We start from the raw sequence: 15,225 nt of genomic DNA on the forward strand, positions 1-15,225 counted from the left end.
AGATATAACGGGATCAGCGGCTAACGGGCAAGAATGTCGTCCAGGTTGTAACTGATCGGACGCTCCAACTGCTCATACGTACACGATTCGGGCGTACGATCCGGCCGCCACCGCCGGAACTGTGCCGTATGCCGGAACCGATCGCCCTCCATCTGGTCGTAGGCCACCTCCATCACCAGCTCCGGCCGGAGCGGGATGAACGACAGGTCCTTCTTGGCGTTCCACCGCGACACCGCGCCGGGCACCCGCTGCCCGCCCGTGGCGGGCCCGGCGGACGGCTGGCCGACGTTGGCCTGCGCCTGCTCGGCCCAGTGCCCCCAGGGATGCTCGCTCAGCTCCGCGAGGTAGGGCTTGATCTCCTCGACCAGCTCGGCCCTGCGCTTCATCGGGAACGAGGCCGCCACGCCCACGTGGTGCAGCCGCCCGTCGTCACCGTAGAGGCCGAGCAGCAAGGAGCCCACGATCGGCCCCGACTTGTGCTCGCGGTAGCCGCAGATGACCACGTCGGCGGTGCGCTCGTGCTTGACCTTGAACATCGTGCGCTTGTCGGGCACATAGGGCTGGTCTCCCGGCTTGACGATGATGCCGTCGAGCCCGGCCCCCTCGAACATCTCGAACCACTCGCCCGCCTGCTCCTCGCTGGTCGTGACCGGGGTCAGCCGGATCGACCCGCCCTTCTCGGGGAACAGCTTCTCCAGCCGCGCCCGCCGCTCGGAGAACGGCATCTCCATCAGCGACTCGTCACCGGCCGCCAGCAGGTCGAACGCGACGAACTGGGCCGGGGTGCGCTCCGACAACATCGTCACCCGCGACTTGGCCGGATGGATGCGCTGCTGCAACGCGTCGAAGTCGAGCTGCGAGCCCATGGGCAGCACGATCTCGCCGTCCACGACGACCTTGTCGGGCAGCTCGGCCCGGACCGCCTCGACCAGCTCGGGAAAGTAGCGGGTGAACGGCCGCTCGTTGCGGCTGCCCAGGTAGACCTCGTCGCCGTCGCGGAACACGATGCAGCGGAAGCCGTCCCACTTCGGCTCGTAGAACAGCGTGCCGTCCTGCTTCGGCATGGCCTTGACCGGCTTGGCCAGCATCGGCGGCACCGGCGGCCGCACCGGCAGGTTGGGCACCGGCTGCGGCTCTTCTACGGCCTCAGGAGGAGGCGGTGTCGTCGTCGGCTCGGTCATTGCTCTGCTCCCTCGTGTACTTGCAGAAGAGGACCCCCTCCTCTTCCAGCACCTGGCTGAGATCCAGCGTCAGATGGGCGGGCTCGCCGTTCTGAATGCGCGCCGCGCCGCCTCCGACCAGCATCGGGCTGATCGACAGGCACAGCTCGTCGACCAGGTCGCAGGCCGAGAGCTGGGCGTTGACCCGGGGCCCGCCCTCGCACAGGACTCTGGTCAGGCCCCGATCGTGCAGCTCCGCGACGGCCCGCCGCAGGTCCACGCTCTCCTCACCGGCCACGATCAGGTCGGACCGCCTGGCCGCCAGCTTGCGCCGCTCGTGGGGCGCGGCCTCGCAGGTGATCACGATGGTCCTGCTGGGGGCGTCGGTGAACAACTCGCCGTCGAGATCGAGGTCCAGGCTGCGGGTGATCACCGCGATGGGCGGCACCTCCGGCCTGCCCTCGCGCAACTCCGCCCACGCCTCGTGCGGCGGCACCGGGCCGTAGCCCTCCTTGCGCACGGTCGCGGCCCCCGCGACGATGACGTCGGTCAGCCCGCGCATGGTCTGGAAGATCCGCCTGTCGCCCTGGCTGGACAGCCCACGGGAACGCCCGTCCAGCCAGGCCGCGCCATCGGCCGAGGCGACCATGTTGAGCCGCAACCACGCTCGCCCCTCGGGGTAGGCGTACGCCTGCGCGATGTCCGGGTTGTCCTGTATGTCGGGATAGATGCGCCGCACTCCTCTACCTTGGCACACCCCACCGACAATCGTTCGCCAGGGGTTTTGGGGCGGATGGCACAAGACCTCGCCACCATGATGGTCCGCCCGAACCTGCCGGCCGCGTGCTCCGGCGGAGGGCCGGACGCGCTTCTCAGCCCCCCGCTTTTTGTGTATCAGCGGACTTACCGGCGTTTGTCTGCTTAACGTGACGATACGGATGGGGACACGTGAGGGAGGGACCGTGGACCTGGCGACGGGAGACGTTGTGGGCCTGGCGACCGCGGTGGCGTGGACGATCGCCGCGCTCGCCGGGGTGTACCTGCTCTACACCTGGCTGGCGGGCGGCGGCCTGCGCCGCGCCAAGGTCACCCGCTTCCCGGCGGCGCTGGTCTTCTCGCACCCGGCGCTGGCGGTGTCGTCGCTGGTGTGCTGGGCGGCAGGACTGGTCACGGGCAGCCGCGCACTGGCCTGGGCGGCGTTCGCGGGCCTCGCGGTCGCGGCGCTGCTGGGCTTCGCGATGTTCACCCGCTGGCTCGGAGCGGGCCGCCACGGCACGCCCGGCCGCGCGTTCCCCGCCCTCGCGGTGACCCTCCACGGCCTGGCCGGGGTGGCGGCGTTCACCCTGGTCTTCCTCACGGCCAGCGCCCCCCGCGCCTTCTGACGGACGTCAGACGGACGACGGGGGCTTGACCTTCCTGGGCTGGCGCAGGACCTGCAGCGAGCGCGCCGTCACCGCCACCACGTCGTCGGCCTGCCACCGCTCATCGAGGTAGGCGTCCTCCACCGTGTCACGATTGGTGTCGAGCACCGGCAACCACCCCGTGCCGAACTCGGATCCCGGCAACGTGAACGGCATGTTCTCGTGGTGGGCGTTGATCAGCAGCAGGAACGAGTCGTCCACGATCCGCTCCCCGCGCGGCCCAGGCTCCGTGATGGCCTCGCCGTTCAGGTAGACCATCAGCGACTTGGCGTAGCTGATGTGCCAGTCGCTCGCCGTCATCTCGCGCCCGCCGGGCGTGAGCCAGACCAGGTCACGCTTGCCGTTGTCGGGATGGCGGCCGTGGAAGAAGCGCCGCCGCTGGAAGACCGGGTGCTCGCGGCGCAGCTTCGACAGCGCGCGGACGAAGTCGAGCAGCTCCGACTCCGTGTGCACCATCGCCCAGTCCACCCAGGCCAGCTCGTTGTCCTGGCAGTAGGCGTTGTTGTTGCCGCGCTGGGTGCGCCCGATCTCGTCGCCGTGGGACAACATGGGCACGCCCTGCGACAGGAACAACGTGGCCAGGAAGTTGCGGCGCTGGCGTTGGCGGAGCGTGACGATCTGGGGGTCCTCGACGGGGCCCTCGGCGCCGCAGTTCCAGGAGCGGTTGTCGTTGGTGCCGTCGCGGTTGTCCTCGCCGTTGGCCTCGTTGTGCTTGTGGTCGTACGAGACCAGGTCCGTCAGCGTGAACCCGTCGTGGCAGGTGACGAAGTTGATCGAGGCGACCGGGCGGCGGCCGGAGGATTCGTACAGGTCGGCGGAGCCGGTCAGGCGGGAGGCGAATTCGGGAAGGGCGGAATGGGTGCCCCTCCAGAAATCGCGCGCAATATCCCGGTATTTGCCGTTCCACTCCGTCCACAAAGGCGGGAAATTTCCGACTTGGTAGCCGCCGGGCCCGACATCCCACGGCTCCGCGATCAATTTCACCTGGGAAATCACCGGATCCTGCTGGATCAGGTCGAAGAACGCGCTCAGCCGATCGACGTCATGCAGCTCCCTGGCCAGCGCCGAGGCCAGATCGAACCGGAACCCGTCGACGTGCATCTCGATGACCCAGTAGCGCAACGAGTCCATGATGAGCTGCAACGCGTGCGGAGAGCGTACGTTGAGGGAGTTGCCGCAGCCGGTGTAGTCGAGGTAGTAGCGCCGATCACCATCGTGCAGTCGGTAGTAGGCGGCGTTGTCGATCCCCCTGAACCCCAGCGTCGGCCCCATGTGATCGCCCTCGGCCGTGTGGTTGTAGACCACGTCGAGGATGACCTCGATGCCCGCCTCGTGCAGCGCCCGCACCATGGCCTTGAACTCCAGCACCTGCTCCCCCCGCGTCCCCGCGCTGGAGTAGCGCCCCTCGGGCGCCAGGTAGGCCATGGTGTTGTAACCCCAGTAGTTCGTCAGCCCGCGCGCCACCAGGAAGTGCTCGGGCACGTAGTGGTGCACCGGCATCAGCTCGACCGCCGTCACCCCGATCGACAGCAGGTGCTCGATGATCGCCGGGTGCCCCACCCCCGCGTACGTGCCCCGCAGGTCCGGCGGCACGTCGGGGTGACGCATCGTGAGCCCGCGCACGTGCGCCTCGTAGATCACGGTCTCGTGGTAAGGGATGCGCGGCAGCCGGTCGTTGCCCCACTCGAAGAACGGGTTGACCACCACGTTCTTCGGCATGTAGGGCGCGCTGTCCTCGGTGTTGCGCCTGGTGGGATCGGTGAAGTAGTAGGGGAACAGCGCCTGGTTCCAGGTCAGGTCACCGTCGATGGCCTTGGCGTAGGGGTCGAGCAGCAGCTTGGCCGGATTGCACCGGTGCCCGTGCGACGGCTCGTAGGGCCCGTGCACGCGGTAGCCGTAACGTTGCCCCGGCTGGATCCCCGGTAGATAGCCATGCCAGACGAACCCATCGACCTCGGGCAGTTCGACGCGCTCCTCGGAGCCGTCGTCTTGGAAAAGGCACAGCTCGATTCGCTCGGCGACCTCGGAGAACACCGAAAAGCTGGTGCCAACGCCATCCCAGGTGCCGCCGAGTGGATAGGGCTCGCCCGGCCAGACCTCGCGCATGTGACCCAATTGTCGCACGCGAAAGCGGTCTTGGTCTCTCAATAGCGTGAACGCTCTTCGCGCGAGCCCGATCGCAGGTGAAATGTCAGAGAAGCTCGGCCTGGAGGGTGATCGTCGTCCCCGTCAGCGCCTTGCTCACCGGGCAGTTGGCCTTGGCCGTCTCGGCCGCCTCCTGGAACTGCTCGGCCGTGATCCCGGGAACGTGCCCCTTCACGGTGAGCACGATGCCCGTGATGCCCTCGCCCGGCTGGAACGTCACGTCGGCGCTCGTCCGCAGCGACTCGGGCGGCGTGCCCGCGCCGGCCAGGCCGTGCGAGAGCGCCATCGAGAAGCAGGATGAATGGGCGGCGGCGATGAGCTCCTCCGGAGAGGTCTTGCCGTTGGCCTTCTCGGCCCTGGAAGCCCAGGAGACCTCGAACGTGCCGACGCCAGAGGTGTCGAGTGAGACGGTGCCCGAACCATCGAGCAGGGCGCCTTTCCACTGCGTGGTTGCGGTGCGAGTGGTGGCCATGACGTGTGCTCCCTCCCTGAGTTGCGTACCGACCTTATCGCGCTGTGAAAGAGTCTTGGCACTCTGTCATCCAGCTCTACATTTGGTGCGAATAGTGACATGCTCGGGTCGCGGCGCACCCGCCGCCTTGGTCCGGAATAAACGGGAGTGTGGTGCCAGTGGAGGCACCGTACGACGACCGCCTGCTACATCAGCGAGTGGTCGGCGGCGATGAGTCCGCGCTGGGGGAGGTCTACGACCGGCTCTCCTCGCTGATCTTCGGTCTCTCCCTGCGGGTCACCAGGGACCGGGTGATCGCCGAGGACATCACGCAGGAGGTGTTCCTCGTCTTCTGGGAACGGCCCTTGGCCTACGACCCGGACCGCGGCACGTTGCGCGCCTGGCTGGCCACGATCGCGCACCGCCGCGCGGTCGATCACGTACGGGCCGAGGAGCGCAGGAAGGTCTCCGCGCTGGGGCCCAGGTTGTTCGAGCGTGAACCCGTGAGACTGGAGGACACCGTGCTCGCCGCCGACGAGGCCAAGCGGGTGCGGCAGGCGGTGACGTCGTTGCCCGACGGCCTCAGGCAAGCGGTCGAGCTGGCCTACTTCGGCGGCAGGACCTACCGGCAGGTCGGTGAGGAGTTAGGCGTGCCCGAGGGCACCGCCAAATCACGCATCCGGCTGGCGCTGAGGCGCCTGGCGGACGCACTGGCAGAGGAAGAAGTGTGATGTACGCCCAGACCGCCGCACACGGCCGGGCGGGCGTACGAGATCAGGAAGAGGTGTGATGGACCCCGTCGAGCGTCTCTACCTGGACGCGATGATGGAGGACCCGGCGGTGCCGGCCCACTCGCTGCGGCCCCAGCTCCTGGCCGGGGCCCGGGCGAGGCGCAGGCCGGCGGTCCCCACCGCCGCCTGGGCGGAGCCGTACGCGGGGCGCGTGGCCGCCATGGACGCGCTGCTGGCCTCGGCGGTGGACGACGACTGGTCACGCGTCATCGTCGAGGGCTGGACACTCCAGGAACTCGTCGCCCACCTCGCCGCCAAGGACGGCCTGCTGGCCTCCTCCCTGGGCGCCCCCGTGCTGGGCCCGCCGGTCGGGGCGGTCGACTCGCTGAGCCGTACGCACGAGGTACAGGCCTACGAGCGGTCCCGCAGCCCCGAGCAGACGAGGCGGGACTGGCGCGCCCAGGCCGACGCCCTCTGCCGGCACGTGGCCGAGCTCCCGCCCACGACCCAGGCCACACTGGACGGCGTGGAGGCCGTGGTCAGCGACCAGATCCTGGGCAGGAGCCTGGAGACGTGGGTGCACACCGCCGACGCGGCGCAGATGGCCGAGATCCGCCTGCCCGACCCCGTCGTGGGGCACCTGCACCCCATGTCCGATCTGTGCGCCCGGCTGCTGCCCTGGACGATGCTGCTCTCCGGCCTCGACGGTTCGGGCCGCACCCTGCACCTCACGCTGACAGGTGAGGGCGGCGGGGAGTGGCGGGTCCCGCTGGGCGTGGAGGACTCCGGGCCGGGTGAGCCGGACGCCCACATCACGGCGGACGTGGTGAAGTTCTGCTTCCTGCTCGGCGGCCGGGGAGACCCGGCGGAGTTCCCCGCGGAGCTGGCCGGCGACCTGTCCCTGGCCAGGGACGTCCTGGCTACGGCCCCCGCCTTTTCAGGCCCTTAATCCCCCTCAAAAGGGGCGAATTTCGCACTCCCATTTACCCGCCCGCCTTATCTCACTGAGCGCGCCGAGGATTTGACGGGTTGTTTGGATTAGCGGAGTTAAATGGGATTCCGTGCATGGGTACGTCTGCCTCTGTCCGAGTGCTCCGAGAAATGGGTACTCGCGACTCCGGGTCGATCTACCCAGGACGGAAACAATGCACGTAAATAGGAAAAGCCATAGGCGCATCGCGACGCTGGCCCTGGCAGCAGGCGCCGCCGCCGGGATCATGCTCCTTCCCGTAGGCCAGGGGGTCGCCGGCGCGAGCGCAGGCGTGTCCGTCGTCCCAGCCGCCGTCGGGTACGTCTCCGGTGAGAAGCCGACCCTCGGCTGCGAGGAGCGCGGCTGCCACCGCAACTGGTGGGGCTGGGGTCGCCGCTGGTGCGGCGGCCATTGCGGGCACCACCACCACCGCCACCACGACTTCGAGCACCACGACTTCGAGCACCACGACCACGGCAACCGGCACGAGGAGCAGCGGCCTCCCGTGCAGCGGGAACAGCCCCCGCAGGAGCCGCCGCAGCAGCCCGTCAAGCCTGAGCAGCCCGTCAAGCCTGAGCAGCCCGAGCACGACAAGCCCGAGAAGCCGGACGACGGCTGGGACGACGGCTGGGGCGACTGGGTGCCGTTCGACGGCGAAGAAGAAGAGGGTTAGGCCGCCCGTGTGAAGGTGCGTGCCGCGGCCGCCCGGTCGCGGCACCCGCCTTCCGGGCGACGGCGAGGAGAGGCAGCGTCGAGGCGGTGGCGGGGCCGTCGTCCAGGCTCGGCGCATGACGAGAGGGGGGCCCATGACAGACGGCGTGGCGGATGACGTGACAGGTCTGGCGGGGTTGTTGTACGAGTTCGGGCTGCTCAAACGTTACAAGAGGACCGGCTGGCTGGTCGCCGGCGTACGCGATCCGGAGAGCATCGCCGACCACTCTTTCCGCGCGGCCGTCATCGCCGCCGTGATCGCCAGGCTCGAAGGCGGCAACCCGGAGCGGGCCGCGTTCATGAGCCTGTTCCACGACACGCAGGAGACCCGCATCACCGACATCCCGTACATCGGCAAGCGCTACCTCAAGGCGCCCGCCAACGAGGACGTCACCGACGACCAGATGCGGGGCCTGCCGCCGGAGGTGGCCGGGATGGTGAGCGACGCGGTCGGCGAGTACGAGGAGAAGGCCAGCCTCGAAGCCGTCTGCGCCCGCGACGCCGACAAGCTGGAGTGCCTCGTCCAGGCCCTGGAATACCGCGAACAGGGACACCAGAACGTCCAGGGCTGGATCGACAGCTCACTCAGCGCGCTGACCACCACGACGGGCAAGCGCCTGGCCGAGGAGGTGTTGAGCACGGGGACCCTGGAGTGGGTGACCCGCGTGCTCAACGGCGACTGAGCCCGCTACTGGGCCCGCTGCCGAGCCCGCTACCGGGCTCACTGCTGGGCTCACTAGCGGGCCCGCGACCGGCCGGCGCGGCGGTCATTCCGATCGGCTGACGAGTTCCCTGGCGTAGTCGTCGTCGCTCTCCGCCAGCACCCGCTCGGACCCCTGGGCGGCCCGCTCGTCCCCGCGTGTGGCCAGCCCGCGCGTGGCCTCGGCCACCGTGCGCAGGTCGGAGTCGGTCAGCCGGGCCGCCAGGGCGTCCCTGATCCGCGGCGTGTCGGCCGCCAGCCCGGCGAGCCCGGCGGTGGCCCAGTCGCGGACCTCGGAGTCCTCGTCCCCGGTCATCTCGATCAGCAGCGCCAGTCCCTCCTCGTCCTCCGACGGCAACACGTCGGCCAGCGCGATCGCGTCGGTCATCGTGCGCTTGTGCCCGGGACGGGACAGGATGTCCAGCACGTGCGGCAGCGCCCGCGGATCCCCCTGGTGCCCCAGCGCCGCCAGGACCGAGCGCAGCACCTGCGGATGGCCCTCGGTGGTGACCATCTTCTGCAGCAGCGGCAGCGTCCTCTCCAGGAACGGCTTGTCCCCGTCGGCGACCCCGAACTGGGCGATCGTGTCCACCCCGAACTCCCGCTCCCTGGCGTCCTCGCTCAGGCACAACCTGACCAGCGCCTCATACGTCTCGTCGTCGGCCCGCTTGTCCAGCGTGTCGGCCACGATCCACCAGGTCTCGGCGTCCTCGTCGATGTCGCGGTGCGCCAGGGCCCGCGCCACGAGCCGGTCCGTCGGCGTGTGGGTGCCGGCCGCGTCCTCCAGGAGGGTTGCGATGGCGGCGTGGCCGCGCTGCGCCTGCACCTGCTCGCTCTCGGAGCCGTCTTCCGAGCGCCCTGCCACGGTGACCAGTTCGGTGCCGTCCTTGGCGTACTGGCGGGCCACGACGTACTCCCAGCCGTCCTGCTCGATCTGGTCCAGCAGCGCGCTCTCCAGGTGCACGCCCACCCAGTCGACGGCGATGTCGAGCGGCGTGTCGCCGTCGCCGTCGTACTTCTCGTGGTCGGCCCCCGCCTCCAGCAGCGCCTGCACCACGCCCAGCGCGCCGCGCCTGGCGGCCAGCGAGAGCGGGGTGTCGCCGTCGTCGTTGGTCGCGTCGACCTCGGCCCCGGCCTCGATGAGTACTCTGGCGACGGCGGCGTGGCCGTTGGTGGCGGCCCACAGCAGCGCCGTCCAGCCCCCGGCCTCCCGGCCGTCGACCTCGGCGCCGGCCGCCAGCAGCACGCCGGCCACCTCCGTACGGTCCCAGGCGGCGGCCGCGCACAATGGCAGCCCCTCACCTTCGCTGGGTTTGTTGGGGTCGCCGCCGCTGGCGAGCAGCTTGCCCACGGTCTCGGTCTCGCCGTTCAACGCCGCGCGGAAGAGCTGTTCCTCATGCATGACAGGGACCCTAGCCTGGTCCGGCCGCGCCCCGGGCCAAGGCCGGGGTCCCGTGTCATGGCGTGGTACGCGCCCCGCCCTCGTACGGGTTCAAATTCCCCGCCGAATCCGTATGCATCGATGGATGACGGGTTTCCTACCAAAGGAGGAGCTTCAAGGCGGCCAAGACGCGATATGTTTCGAGTATGACTGATCCGGGTGAGGTCCGCGCGTCGGACGCCGAGCGAGAGGCCGTCGTCGAGCAGCTCCGTGTCGCCTCGGTCGAGGGAAGGCTCAGCCTCGCCGAGCTGACCGACCGCACGGAGGCCGCCTACACCGCGACCACGCACTCCGAGCTGGCCCTGCTCACGCAGGACCTGCCCATGGGCGCGGCCATGCCCGCGCCCGCGCCGGTCCCGCAGCGGGAGGGCAGGAAGCGGCGGTGGTTCGTGGGCGTCATGGGCGACTCCAAGCGGCGCGGGCAGTGGCGCATCGACCAGGAGCTCGGCGCGGTCGCGGTGATGGGGGACGTCGTACTCGACCTGCGCGAGGCCGAGGTGCGCACGGACCAGGTGGACATCCTGGCCGTCTCCGTGATGGGCGACGTCAAGATCATCGTCCCCGACGGGGTGACCGTGGACCTCGACGGCATGGCGATCATGGGCGACAAGAAGGTGGACGTGCTGCAGGCGCCGGCCGGCATGAACGTGCCCGTGGTGCGCGTGCAGGCGTACGCGATCATGGGTGACGTCAAGGTCGTCGGCGACTCGCGCGCCCAGCCGCTCCAGCGCCGGTTCGCGGCCTGGCGCGAGCACTGGCGGCAGTTGCACGGCGAGAACTGGCGAGAGGTCGGCCGCCAGGTCCGCGACGATGGCCGCGAGCTGCGCAGGCAACTCCGCGACGACCGCCGCCTCCACGGCGGCTTCTGACCCCGCGACCGCTAGTCCGCGACCGTTAGTCCGAGGGCCGCGCCCGCGAACCCGCCTCAACGCGCCCTGAGCCGCGCCTCAACCGGCTCTGAGCGGCCCTGAGTGGCGCCTCAACACGCCCTGAGCGGCCCTGAGCGGTGCCTCAGCCCGCCAGTGACACCGGTTGTCCTTGGACGGCCGCCTCGTAACGTTCCATCAGCACCTCGACCAGCTCCGGCGCCGCCCCCAGCACGTCCGACACCACCGCGGCGCCCGCCGCCAGCGTGTCGCGGCGCACCTTGTCGGCGAAGTAGCCGGGCGCCAGCAGATACGGCGCCACGACGACGCGCGGCGCCCCCGCCCGCCTGAGCGCGGCGACGGCCTCGGCCGGGGTGGGATCGGCGGCGGAGGCGTACGCGGGCGTCACGGTCCACCAGCCGGACCGCCGCCACACCCGCGCCAGCTCCGCGATCACCGCGTTGGCCCTGGCGTCACTCGACCCCGCCGACACCAGCACCACCGCCGTGTCCGGATCGCCCGCGGGCACGCCCGACTCCGCCAGCCGCCGCTCCAGCGCGGGCAACATCAGCGGATGCGGGCCCAGCGTGTGCCCGTAGCGGACGTGCAGCCGGGGCTCACGCGCGCGTGCCTCGTTCAGCGCCGCCGGCAGGTCCACCCGGCTGTGGTAGGCCTCGGTGAGCAGCAGCGGCAGCACCACGGCCTCCTCCAGGCCGCTCAGGGCCTGCCCGAGCGTCGGGGCGCAGTGGTCGAGGTAGGCGACCCGCACGTCCAGAGGAACCTGATCGAGCAACGCGGCCACGGTGGCGGCGGCGCGCGGGTCTCGCGACCCGTGGGCCACCGCCACCAGTGGCACGCGGCCGGAGGACGTCCCGTCTGCCAACGGGACGCGCCCTCCGCCGGGGATCACAGGTGAATGCCGCATTCGACCTTCCCCAGGCCCGCCCAGCGTCCGCTGCGCGGATCCTCTCCCTCCGCGACCTGCCGCGTGCACGGCCCGCAGCCGATCGAGGGGTAGTTGTCGTAGTGCAACGGGTTGATCAGCACCCCGTTGTCGGTGATGTAGTTGTCCACGTCCTCCTGCGTCCAGGCCGCGATCGGGTTGACCTTCACCATCTGCCGCTTGGCGTCCCACTCCACGACCTTGGTGGAGGTACGGCTGGACGACTCGTCGCGGCGGATGCCGGAGATCCACGCCAGGTACGGCTCCAGCGCCCGGTTCAGCGGCTCCACCTTGCGCAGGTAGCAGCACAGGTCCGGGTTGCGGCCGAACAGGCGGGGGCCGAGGTCGCGATCCTGCTCCTCGACCGTCCGCGACGACTTGATGTCGATCACGTTGACGTCATAGACCTGCCGCACGGCGTCCCGCGTGCCGATCGTCTCGGCGAAGTGGTAGCCGGTGTCGATGAACAACACGTCCACGCCGGGTTTGACCCTGCTCACCAGGTCGATGAGGAGGGCGTCGCTCATCGAGGAGGTCAGGCACAGCCGGTCGCCGAACGTCGCCGCCGCCCAGCGGATGATCTCGCGAGCGGGGGCGCCCTCCAGGAACGTCGCGGCGGACTCGACGATGTCCTGCAGGTCGAGGGCGCCGCGCTGCTCTCTCAGCCCGACCTCGATGTCGACCAGCGTCATATCTTCACTCCGATTCCCAGAAATTTCAGCTTGAAGGCACGAGCGCAGGCGCGGCAGTACCAGCCGCCATCACCTTCGTAAGGTTCAAGGTCCTCGTCACCGCAGTAGGGGCAGTGGAACGGAACGGCTCGTGTGGTCATTTCAGGTCGGCCTCGTCTGCTCGCTGGACCCAGTCGGCGAACGACTCGCCTTCCTTCTTCTGGCTGTCGTAGTTGGACACGACGCGTGAGACGTAGTCGGGCAGCGCCTTGGCGGTGGTCTTGAGGCCGCGCACCTTCCTGCCGAAGCCCGCGTTGAGCCCCAGGGCCCCGCCGAGGTGGATCTGGTAGCCCTCGACCTGGTCGCCGTTCTCGTCCACGACGAGCTGGCCCTTCAGGCCGATGTCGGCGACCTGGATGCGGGCGCAGGAGTTGGGGCAGCCGTTGACGTTGATGGTCAGCGGCTCCTGGAAGTCGGGCAGCCGCCGCTCCAGCTCGTCGATCAGGTCCATCGCGGCGGCCTTGGTCTCGACGATGGCGAGCTTGCAGTATTCGATTCCGGTGCAGGCCATCGTCTGGCGGCGGAACGTGGACGGGTTGACCTGCAGGTCGGCGGCCTCCAGCTCGGCCACGATCGAGTCCACCCGCTCGGGCGCCACGTCGAGGACGACCATCTTCTGCTCGACCGTCGTACGGACCCGGGTGGAGCCGTGCCGCTCGGCGATGTCGGCGATCAGGTGCAGCTTGTCGCCGTCGAGCCGGCCCACCTTGGGCGCGAAGCCGACGTAGAAGTTGCCGTCCTTCTGCGGGAAGACGCCGACGTGGTCGCGGCGGCTGCCGCGGGGGGCCTCCGGCGCGGGCCCGTCGGGCAGCCGCTCCTTGAGGTATTCGGTCTCGAGGATCTCCCGGAACTTCTCCGGCCCCCAGTCGTTGACCAGGAACTTGATCCTGGCGCGGTGCCGCAGCCGGCGGTAGCCGTAGTCGCGGAAGATCCCGACCACGCCCTCGTGCACGTCCACGGCCTGCTCGGGCCGGACGAACACGCCCAGCCGCTTGCCCAGCATCGGGTTGGTGGACAGACCGCCGCCGACCCACAGGTCGTAGCCGGCCTCGCCCTGCTCGTTGACCACGCCCACGAACGCCACGTCGTTGATCTCGTGCACCGTGCAGTGCGCCGGGCAGCCGCTCAGCGCCGACTTGAACTTGCGCGGCAGGTTCGAGTACGCCGGGTTGCCGACCACCCGCTCCTCGATCTCCGCGATCTGCTCGGTGGCGTCGAGCACCTCGCCGGTGTCGATCCCGGCCAGCGGGCAGCCCAGGATCACGCGCGGGGTGTCGCCGCACGCCTCCGTGGTGGACAGGCCCACCGCCTCCAGCCGCTCCCAGATGTCCGGCACCGACTCGATCTCGATCCAGTGGAGCTGGATGTTCTGGCGGTCGGTCAGGTCGGCGGTGCCGCGGCCGTACTCGTTGGAGATCTCGGCGATCGTACGGAGCTGCGCCAGGTCGAGCTGGCCCCCGTCGATGCGCACGCGCAGCATGAAGTAGCTGTCGTCGAGCTCCTCCGGCTCCAGGATCGCCGTCTTGCCGCCGTCGATGCCGGGCCTGCGCTGGGTGTAGAGGCCGTACCAGCGCATGCGTCCGCGCAGGTCGGCCGGGTCGATCGAGTCGAAGCCCTGCTTGGAGTAGATGTCGATGATGCGCTGGCGGACGTTGAGGCCGTCGTCGTTCTTCTTGTTCTCTTCGTTCTTGTTGAGCGGCTCGCGGTAACCAAGGGCCCACTGGCCTTCACCGCGCGGGCGTTTGTGGTGCCGGCTGGCGGGAGTGCGGCTGGCAGGGGTGCTCATTGCGCGTCCTTCGGATCATGGGCGCGCGCAATGTTCCACCTGCCTTCATCATCGAAGGGCAGGGCTGGAGAGGAAGGTGTGCGACGCGCTCAGCGGTAGAAAAGAATGTGGGTTAGCGGGCGTCGCAACAGATGGCACTGCGGACACGCTGAAGATCGACGTGGCGTCGACCGACGAGCATGGGGTCCGCTGGCATGCTTCGAGAATACTCTGGCTGTCCGGGATGTCCAAGACGGGGTCCAGAGTGTGGGATATTCAGCCCTGGCGCGGCCAGTCCAGTTCCGACTCCTTGGGCTGCTCCTCCTCTTGGTGCTGACAGTCGCACCATGAGCCGCCGCGACAGTCGTCGTGGCGCTTGTCCTTGCAGCTCTCGCAGATCACGCTTGCATTATGGACCTCATGGCCGAGTTGCTCGGCGACCTGCGTGCCGAGACCGCCTCCCTCGAAGCCCTGCTCACGCCGCTGCGGGAGGAGGACTGGGAGCGGCCCACGCCCGCCGAGGGGTGGGCGGTCCGCGACCAGGTGAGCCATCTGGCCTGGTTCGACGACGCCGCCGTGCTGGCGGCCACCGATCCTGACGCCTACACCGCCTCTCTTGAGGGTTTCAGCTCGGTGGACGACCTCGTGCTGGAGGCGCGCGGGAGGCCGCCGGGCGACCTGCACGCGTGGTTCCGTACGTCCCGCGCCCGCAGCCTTGAGGTGTTCGCCACGCTGTCCGCCCGCGACCGCCTGCCGTGGTTCGGGCCGGCGATGTCGGCCGCCTCCTTCGTCACCGCGCGGCTGATGGAGACGTGGGCGCACGGCCAGGACGTGGCCGACGCGCTCGGCGTGACCCGGGAGCCGACGGCGCGGCTGCGGCACGTGGCCACGCTCGGCTACCGGGCCCGCCCGTACGGCTTCGCCATGCGCGGCCTGCCCGTCCCCGGCGACCCCGTACGCGTGGAGCTGGCCGTCCCTGGTGGCGGCACGTGGACGGCGGGGCCAGGGGACGCCGGGAACCTCGTACGCGGGACGCTGCTCGACTTCTGCCTGGTCGTCACCCAGCGTGTGCACCTGTCCGACACCGGCCTGGAGATGACCGGCGAGCCGGCGCGGGCCTGGATGGAGATCGCGCAGGCGTTCGCCGGGATCCCCGGAAAGGGCCGGGCGCCCAAGTCAGGGTGAGGTCA

16 protein-coding genes are annotated in these 15,225 nt (G+C 69.8%); 7 read left to right on the top strand and 9 right to left on the bottom strand.

Features of this window, described 5'->3' with window-relative positions:
- Positions 1-20: 20 nt before the first annotated feature.
- Positions 21-1,181 (bottom strand): ATP-dependent DNA ligase, encoded by a 1,161-nt coding sequence (locus ACFPZ3_RS35115; RefSeq protein WP_465263579.1) that lies wholly within the window; start codon positions 1,179-1,181, stop codon positions 21-23.
- Complete coding sequence (locus ACFPZ3_RS35120) at positions 1,147-1,899, bottom strand: pyrimidine reductase family protein (protein ID WP_379518615.1); 753 nt, start codon at positions 1,897-1,899, stop codon at positions 1,147-1,149. Before ACFPZ3_RS35120 ends, ACFPZ3_RS35115 begins: the two co-directional genes overlap by 35 nt.
- A 223-nt stretch (positions 1,900-2,122) precedes the next feature.
- Here ACFPZ3_RS35120 and ACFPZ3_RS35125 point away from each other — a divergent pair, with 223 nt between their 5' ends.
- The gene (locus tag ACFPZ3_RS35125) at positions 2,123-2,542 is read left to right on the top strand and encodes a hypothetical protein (RefSeq protein ID WP_379518616.1); all 420 of its coding nucleotides are present in this window, start codon (positions 2,123-2,125) and stop codon (positions 2,540-2,542) included.
- A 6-nt stretch (positions 2,543-2,548) separates the two neighbouring features.
- Here ACFPZ3_RS35125 and glgX read toward each other — a convergent pair whose 3' ends face one another.
- On the bottom strand, positions 2,549-4,687 hold the full coding sequence (glgX, locus tag ACFPZ3_RS35130; RefSeq protein ID WP_379518617.1) for a glycogen debranching protein GlgX: 2,139 nt from the start codon (positions 4,685-4,687) through the stop codon (positions 2,549-2,551).
- Positions 4,688-4,772: 85 nt separating this feature from the next.
- The gene (locus tag ACFPZ3_RS35135) at positions 4,773-5,198 is read right to left on the bottom strand and encodes an OsmC family protein (protein ID WP_379518618.1); all 426 of its coding nucleotides are present in this window, start codon (positions 5,196-5,198) and stop codon (positions 4,773-4,775) included.
- Between the two features lie 152 nt (positions 5,199-5,350).
- Here ACFPZ3_RS35135 and ACFPZ3_RS35140 point away from each other — a divergent pair, with 152 nt between their 5' ends.
- From ACFPZ3_RS35140 to ACFPZ3_RS35155, 4 genes are all read left to right on the top strand, one after another.
- A complete protein-coding gene (locus tag ACFPZ3_RS35140) occupies positions 5,351-5,908 on the top strand; it encodes a sigma-70 family RNA polymerase sigma factor (protein WP_379518619.1) in 558 nt (185 codons plus the stop codon).
- Between the two features lie 58 nt (positions 5,909-5,966).
- On the top strand, positions 5,967-6,857 hold the full coding sequence (locus tag ACFPZ3_RS35145; RefSeq protein ID WP_379518620.1) for a maleylpyruvate isomerase family mycothiol-dependent enzyme: 891 nt from the start codon (positions 5,967-5,969) through the stop codon (positions 6,855-6,857).
- Positions 6,858-7,170: 313 nt separating this feature from the next.
- Positions 7,171-7,551 carry a hypothetical protein gene (locus ACFPZ3_RS35150; protein ID WP_379518621.1) on the top strand — a complete coding sequence of 127 codons (381 nt, stop codon included), beginning with the start codon at positions 7,171-7,173 and terminating at the stop codon, positions 7,549-7,551.
- Between the two features lie 133 nt (positions 7,552-7,684).
- Complete coding sequence (locus ACFPZ3_RS35155) at positions 7,685-8,272, top strand: HD domain-containing protein (RefSeq protein ID WP_379518622.1); 588 nt, start codon at positions 7,685-7,687, stop codon at positions 8,270-8,272.
- Positions 8,273-8,356: 84 nt separating this feature from the next.
- Here ACFPZ3_RS35155 and ACFPZ3_RS35160 read toward each other — a convergent pair whose 3' ends face one another.
- Positions 8,357-9,691: an ankyrin repeat domain-containing protein gene (locus tag ACFPZ3_RS35160; protein WP_379518623.1), complete on the bottom strand. Its 1,335-nt coding sequence runs from the start codon at positions 9,689-9,691 to the stop codon at positions 8,357-8,359.
- Positions 9,692-9,876: 185 nt separating this feature from the next.
- Between ACFPZ3_RS35160 and ACFPZ3_RS35165 the strand changes: the two genes are divergently transcribed.
- Positions 9,877-10,599, top strand: coding sequence for a DUF1707 SHOCT-like domain-containing protein (locus ACFPZ3_RS35165; RefSeq protein ID WP_379518624.1), 723 nt, complete (start codon positions 9,877-9,879; stop codon positions 10,597-10,599).
- Positions 10,600-10,741: 142 nt separating this feature from the next.
- Here ACFPZ3_RS35165 and ACFPZ3_RS35170 read toward each other — a convergent pair whose 3' ends face one another.
- The 4 genes from ACFPZ3_RS35170 to ACFPZ3_RS35185 all read right to left on the bottom strand — a co-directional run bounded on the left by ACFPZ3_RS35170 (position 10,742) and on the right by ACFPZ3_RS35185 (position 14,384).
- Positions 10,742-11,479, bottom strand: a complete 738-nt coding sequence (locus ACFPZ3_RS35170; protein ID WP_379518625.1) for a sirohydrochlorin chelatase — start codon at positions 11,477-11,479, stop codon at positions 10,742-10,744.
- Between the two features lie 23 nt (positions 11,480-11,502).
- Positions 11,503-12,231: a phosphoadenylyl-sulfate reductase gene (locus ACFPZ3_RS35175; protein ID WP_379518626.1), complete on the bottom strand. Its 729-nt coding sequence runs from the start codon at positions 12,229-12,231 to the stop codon at positions 11,503-11,505.
- A 136-nt stretch (positions 12,232-12,367) separates the two neighbouring features.
- Positions 12,368-14,056 (bottom strand): nitrite/sulfite reductase, encoded by a 1,689-nt coding sequence (locus ACFPZ3_RS35180; protein ID WP_379518627.1) that lies wholly within the window; start codon positions 14,054-14,056, stop codon positions 12,368-12,370.
- A gap of 112 nt (positions 14,057-14,168) precedes the next feature.
- Positions 14,169-14,384 carry a putative leader peptide gene (locus tag ACFPZ3_RS35185; protein ID WP_379518628.1) on the bottom strand — a complete coding sequence of 72 codons (216 nt, stop codon included), beginning with the start codon at positions 14,382-14,384 and terminating at the stop codon, positions 14,169-14,171.
- 71 nt (positions 14,385-14,455) lie between these two features.
- Here ACFPZ3_RS35185 and ACFPZ3_RS35190 point away from each other — a divergent pair, with 71 nt between their 5' ends.
- Positions 14,456-15,220 carry a TIGR03084 family metal-binding protein gene (locus tag ACFPZ3_RS35190; RefSeq protein ID WP_379518629.1) on the top strand — a complete coding sequence of 255 codons (765 nt, stop codon included), beginning with the start codon at positions 14,456-14,458 and terminating at the stop codon, positions 15,218-15,220.
- Positions 15,221-15,225: the final 5 nt, after the last annotated feature.

Source organism: Nonomuraea insulae (assembly GCF_042656245.1).

Bases quoted from the DNA above. Each gene is read 5' to 3' on its own strand.
- ACFPZ3_RS35115 (WP_465263579.1), bottom strand. From the start codon at position 1,181: ATGACCGAGCCGACGACGACACCGCCTCCTCCTGAGGCCGTAGAAGAG.
- glgX (WP_379518617.1), bottom strand. From the start codon at position 4,687: ATGCGCGAGGTCTGGCCGGGCGAGCCCTATCCACTCGGCGGCACCTGG.
- ACFPZ3_RS35135 (WP_379518618.1), bottom strand. From the start codon at position 5,198: ATGGCCACCACTCGCACCGCAACCACGCAGTGGAAAGGCGCCCTGCTC.
- ACFPZ3_RS35145 (WP_379518620.1), top strand. From the start codon at position 5,967: ATGGACCCCGTCGAGCGTCTCTACCTGGACGCGATGATGGAGGACCCG.
- ACFPZ3_RS35155 (WP_379518622.1), top strand. From the start codon at position 7,685: ATGACAGACGGCGTGGCGGATGACGTGACAGGTCTGGCGGGGTTGTTG.
- ACFPZ3_RS35160 (WP_379518623.1), bottom strand. From the start codon at position 9,691: ATGCATGAGGAACAGCTCTTCCGCGCGGCGTTGAACGGCGAGACCGAG.
- ACFPZ3_RS35165 (WP_379518624.1), top strand. From the start codon at position 9,877: ATGACTGATCCGGGTGAGGTCCGCGCGTCGGACGCCGAGCGAGAGGCC.
- ACFPZ3_RS35175 (WP_379518626.1), bottom strand. From the start codon at position 12,231: ATGACGCTGGTCGACATCGAGGTCGGGCTGAGAGAGCAGCGCGGCGCC.
- ACFPZ3_RS35180 (WP_379518627.1), bottom strand. From the start codon at position 14,056: ATGAGCACCCCTGCCAGCCGCACTCCCGCCAGCCGGCACCACAAACGC.
- ACFPZ3_RS35185 (WP_379518628.1), bottom strand. From the start codon at position 14,384: ATGGTGCGACTGTCAGCACCAAGAGGAGGAGCAGCCCAAGGAGTCGGA.
- ACFPZ3_RS35190 (WP_379518629.1), top strand. From the start codon at position 14,456: ATGGCCGAGTTGCTCGGCGACCTGCGTGCCGAGACCGCCTCCCTCGAA.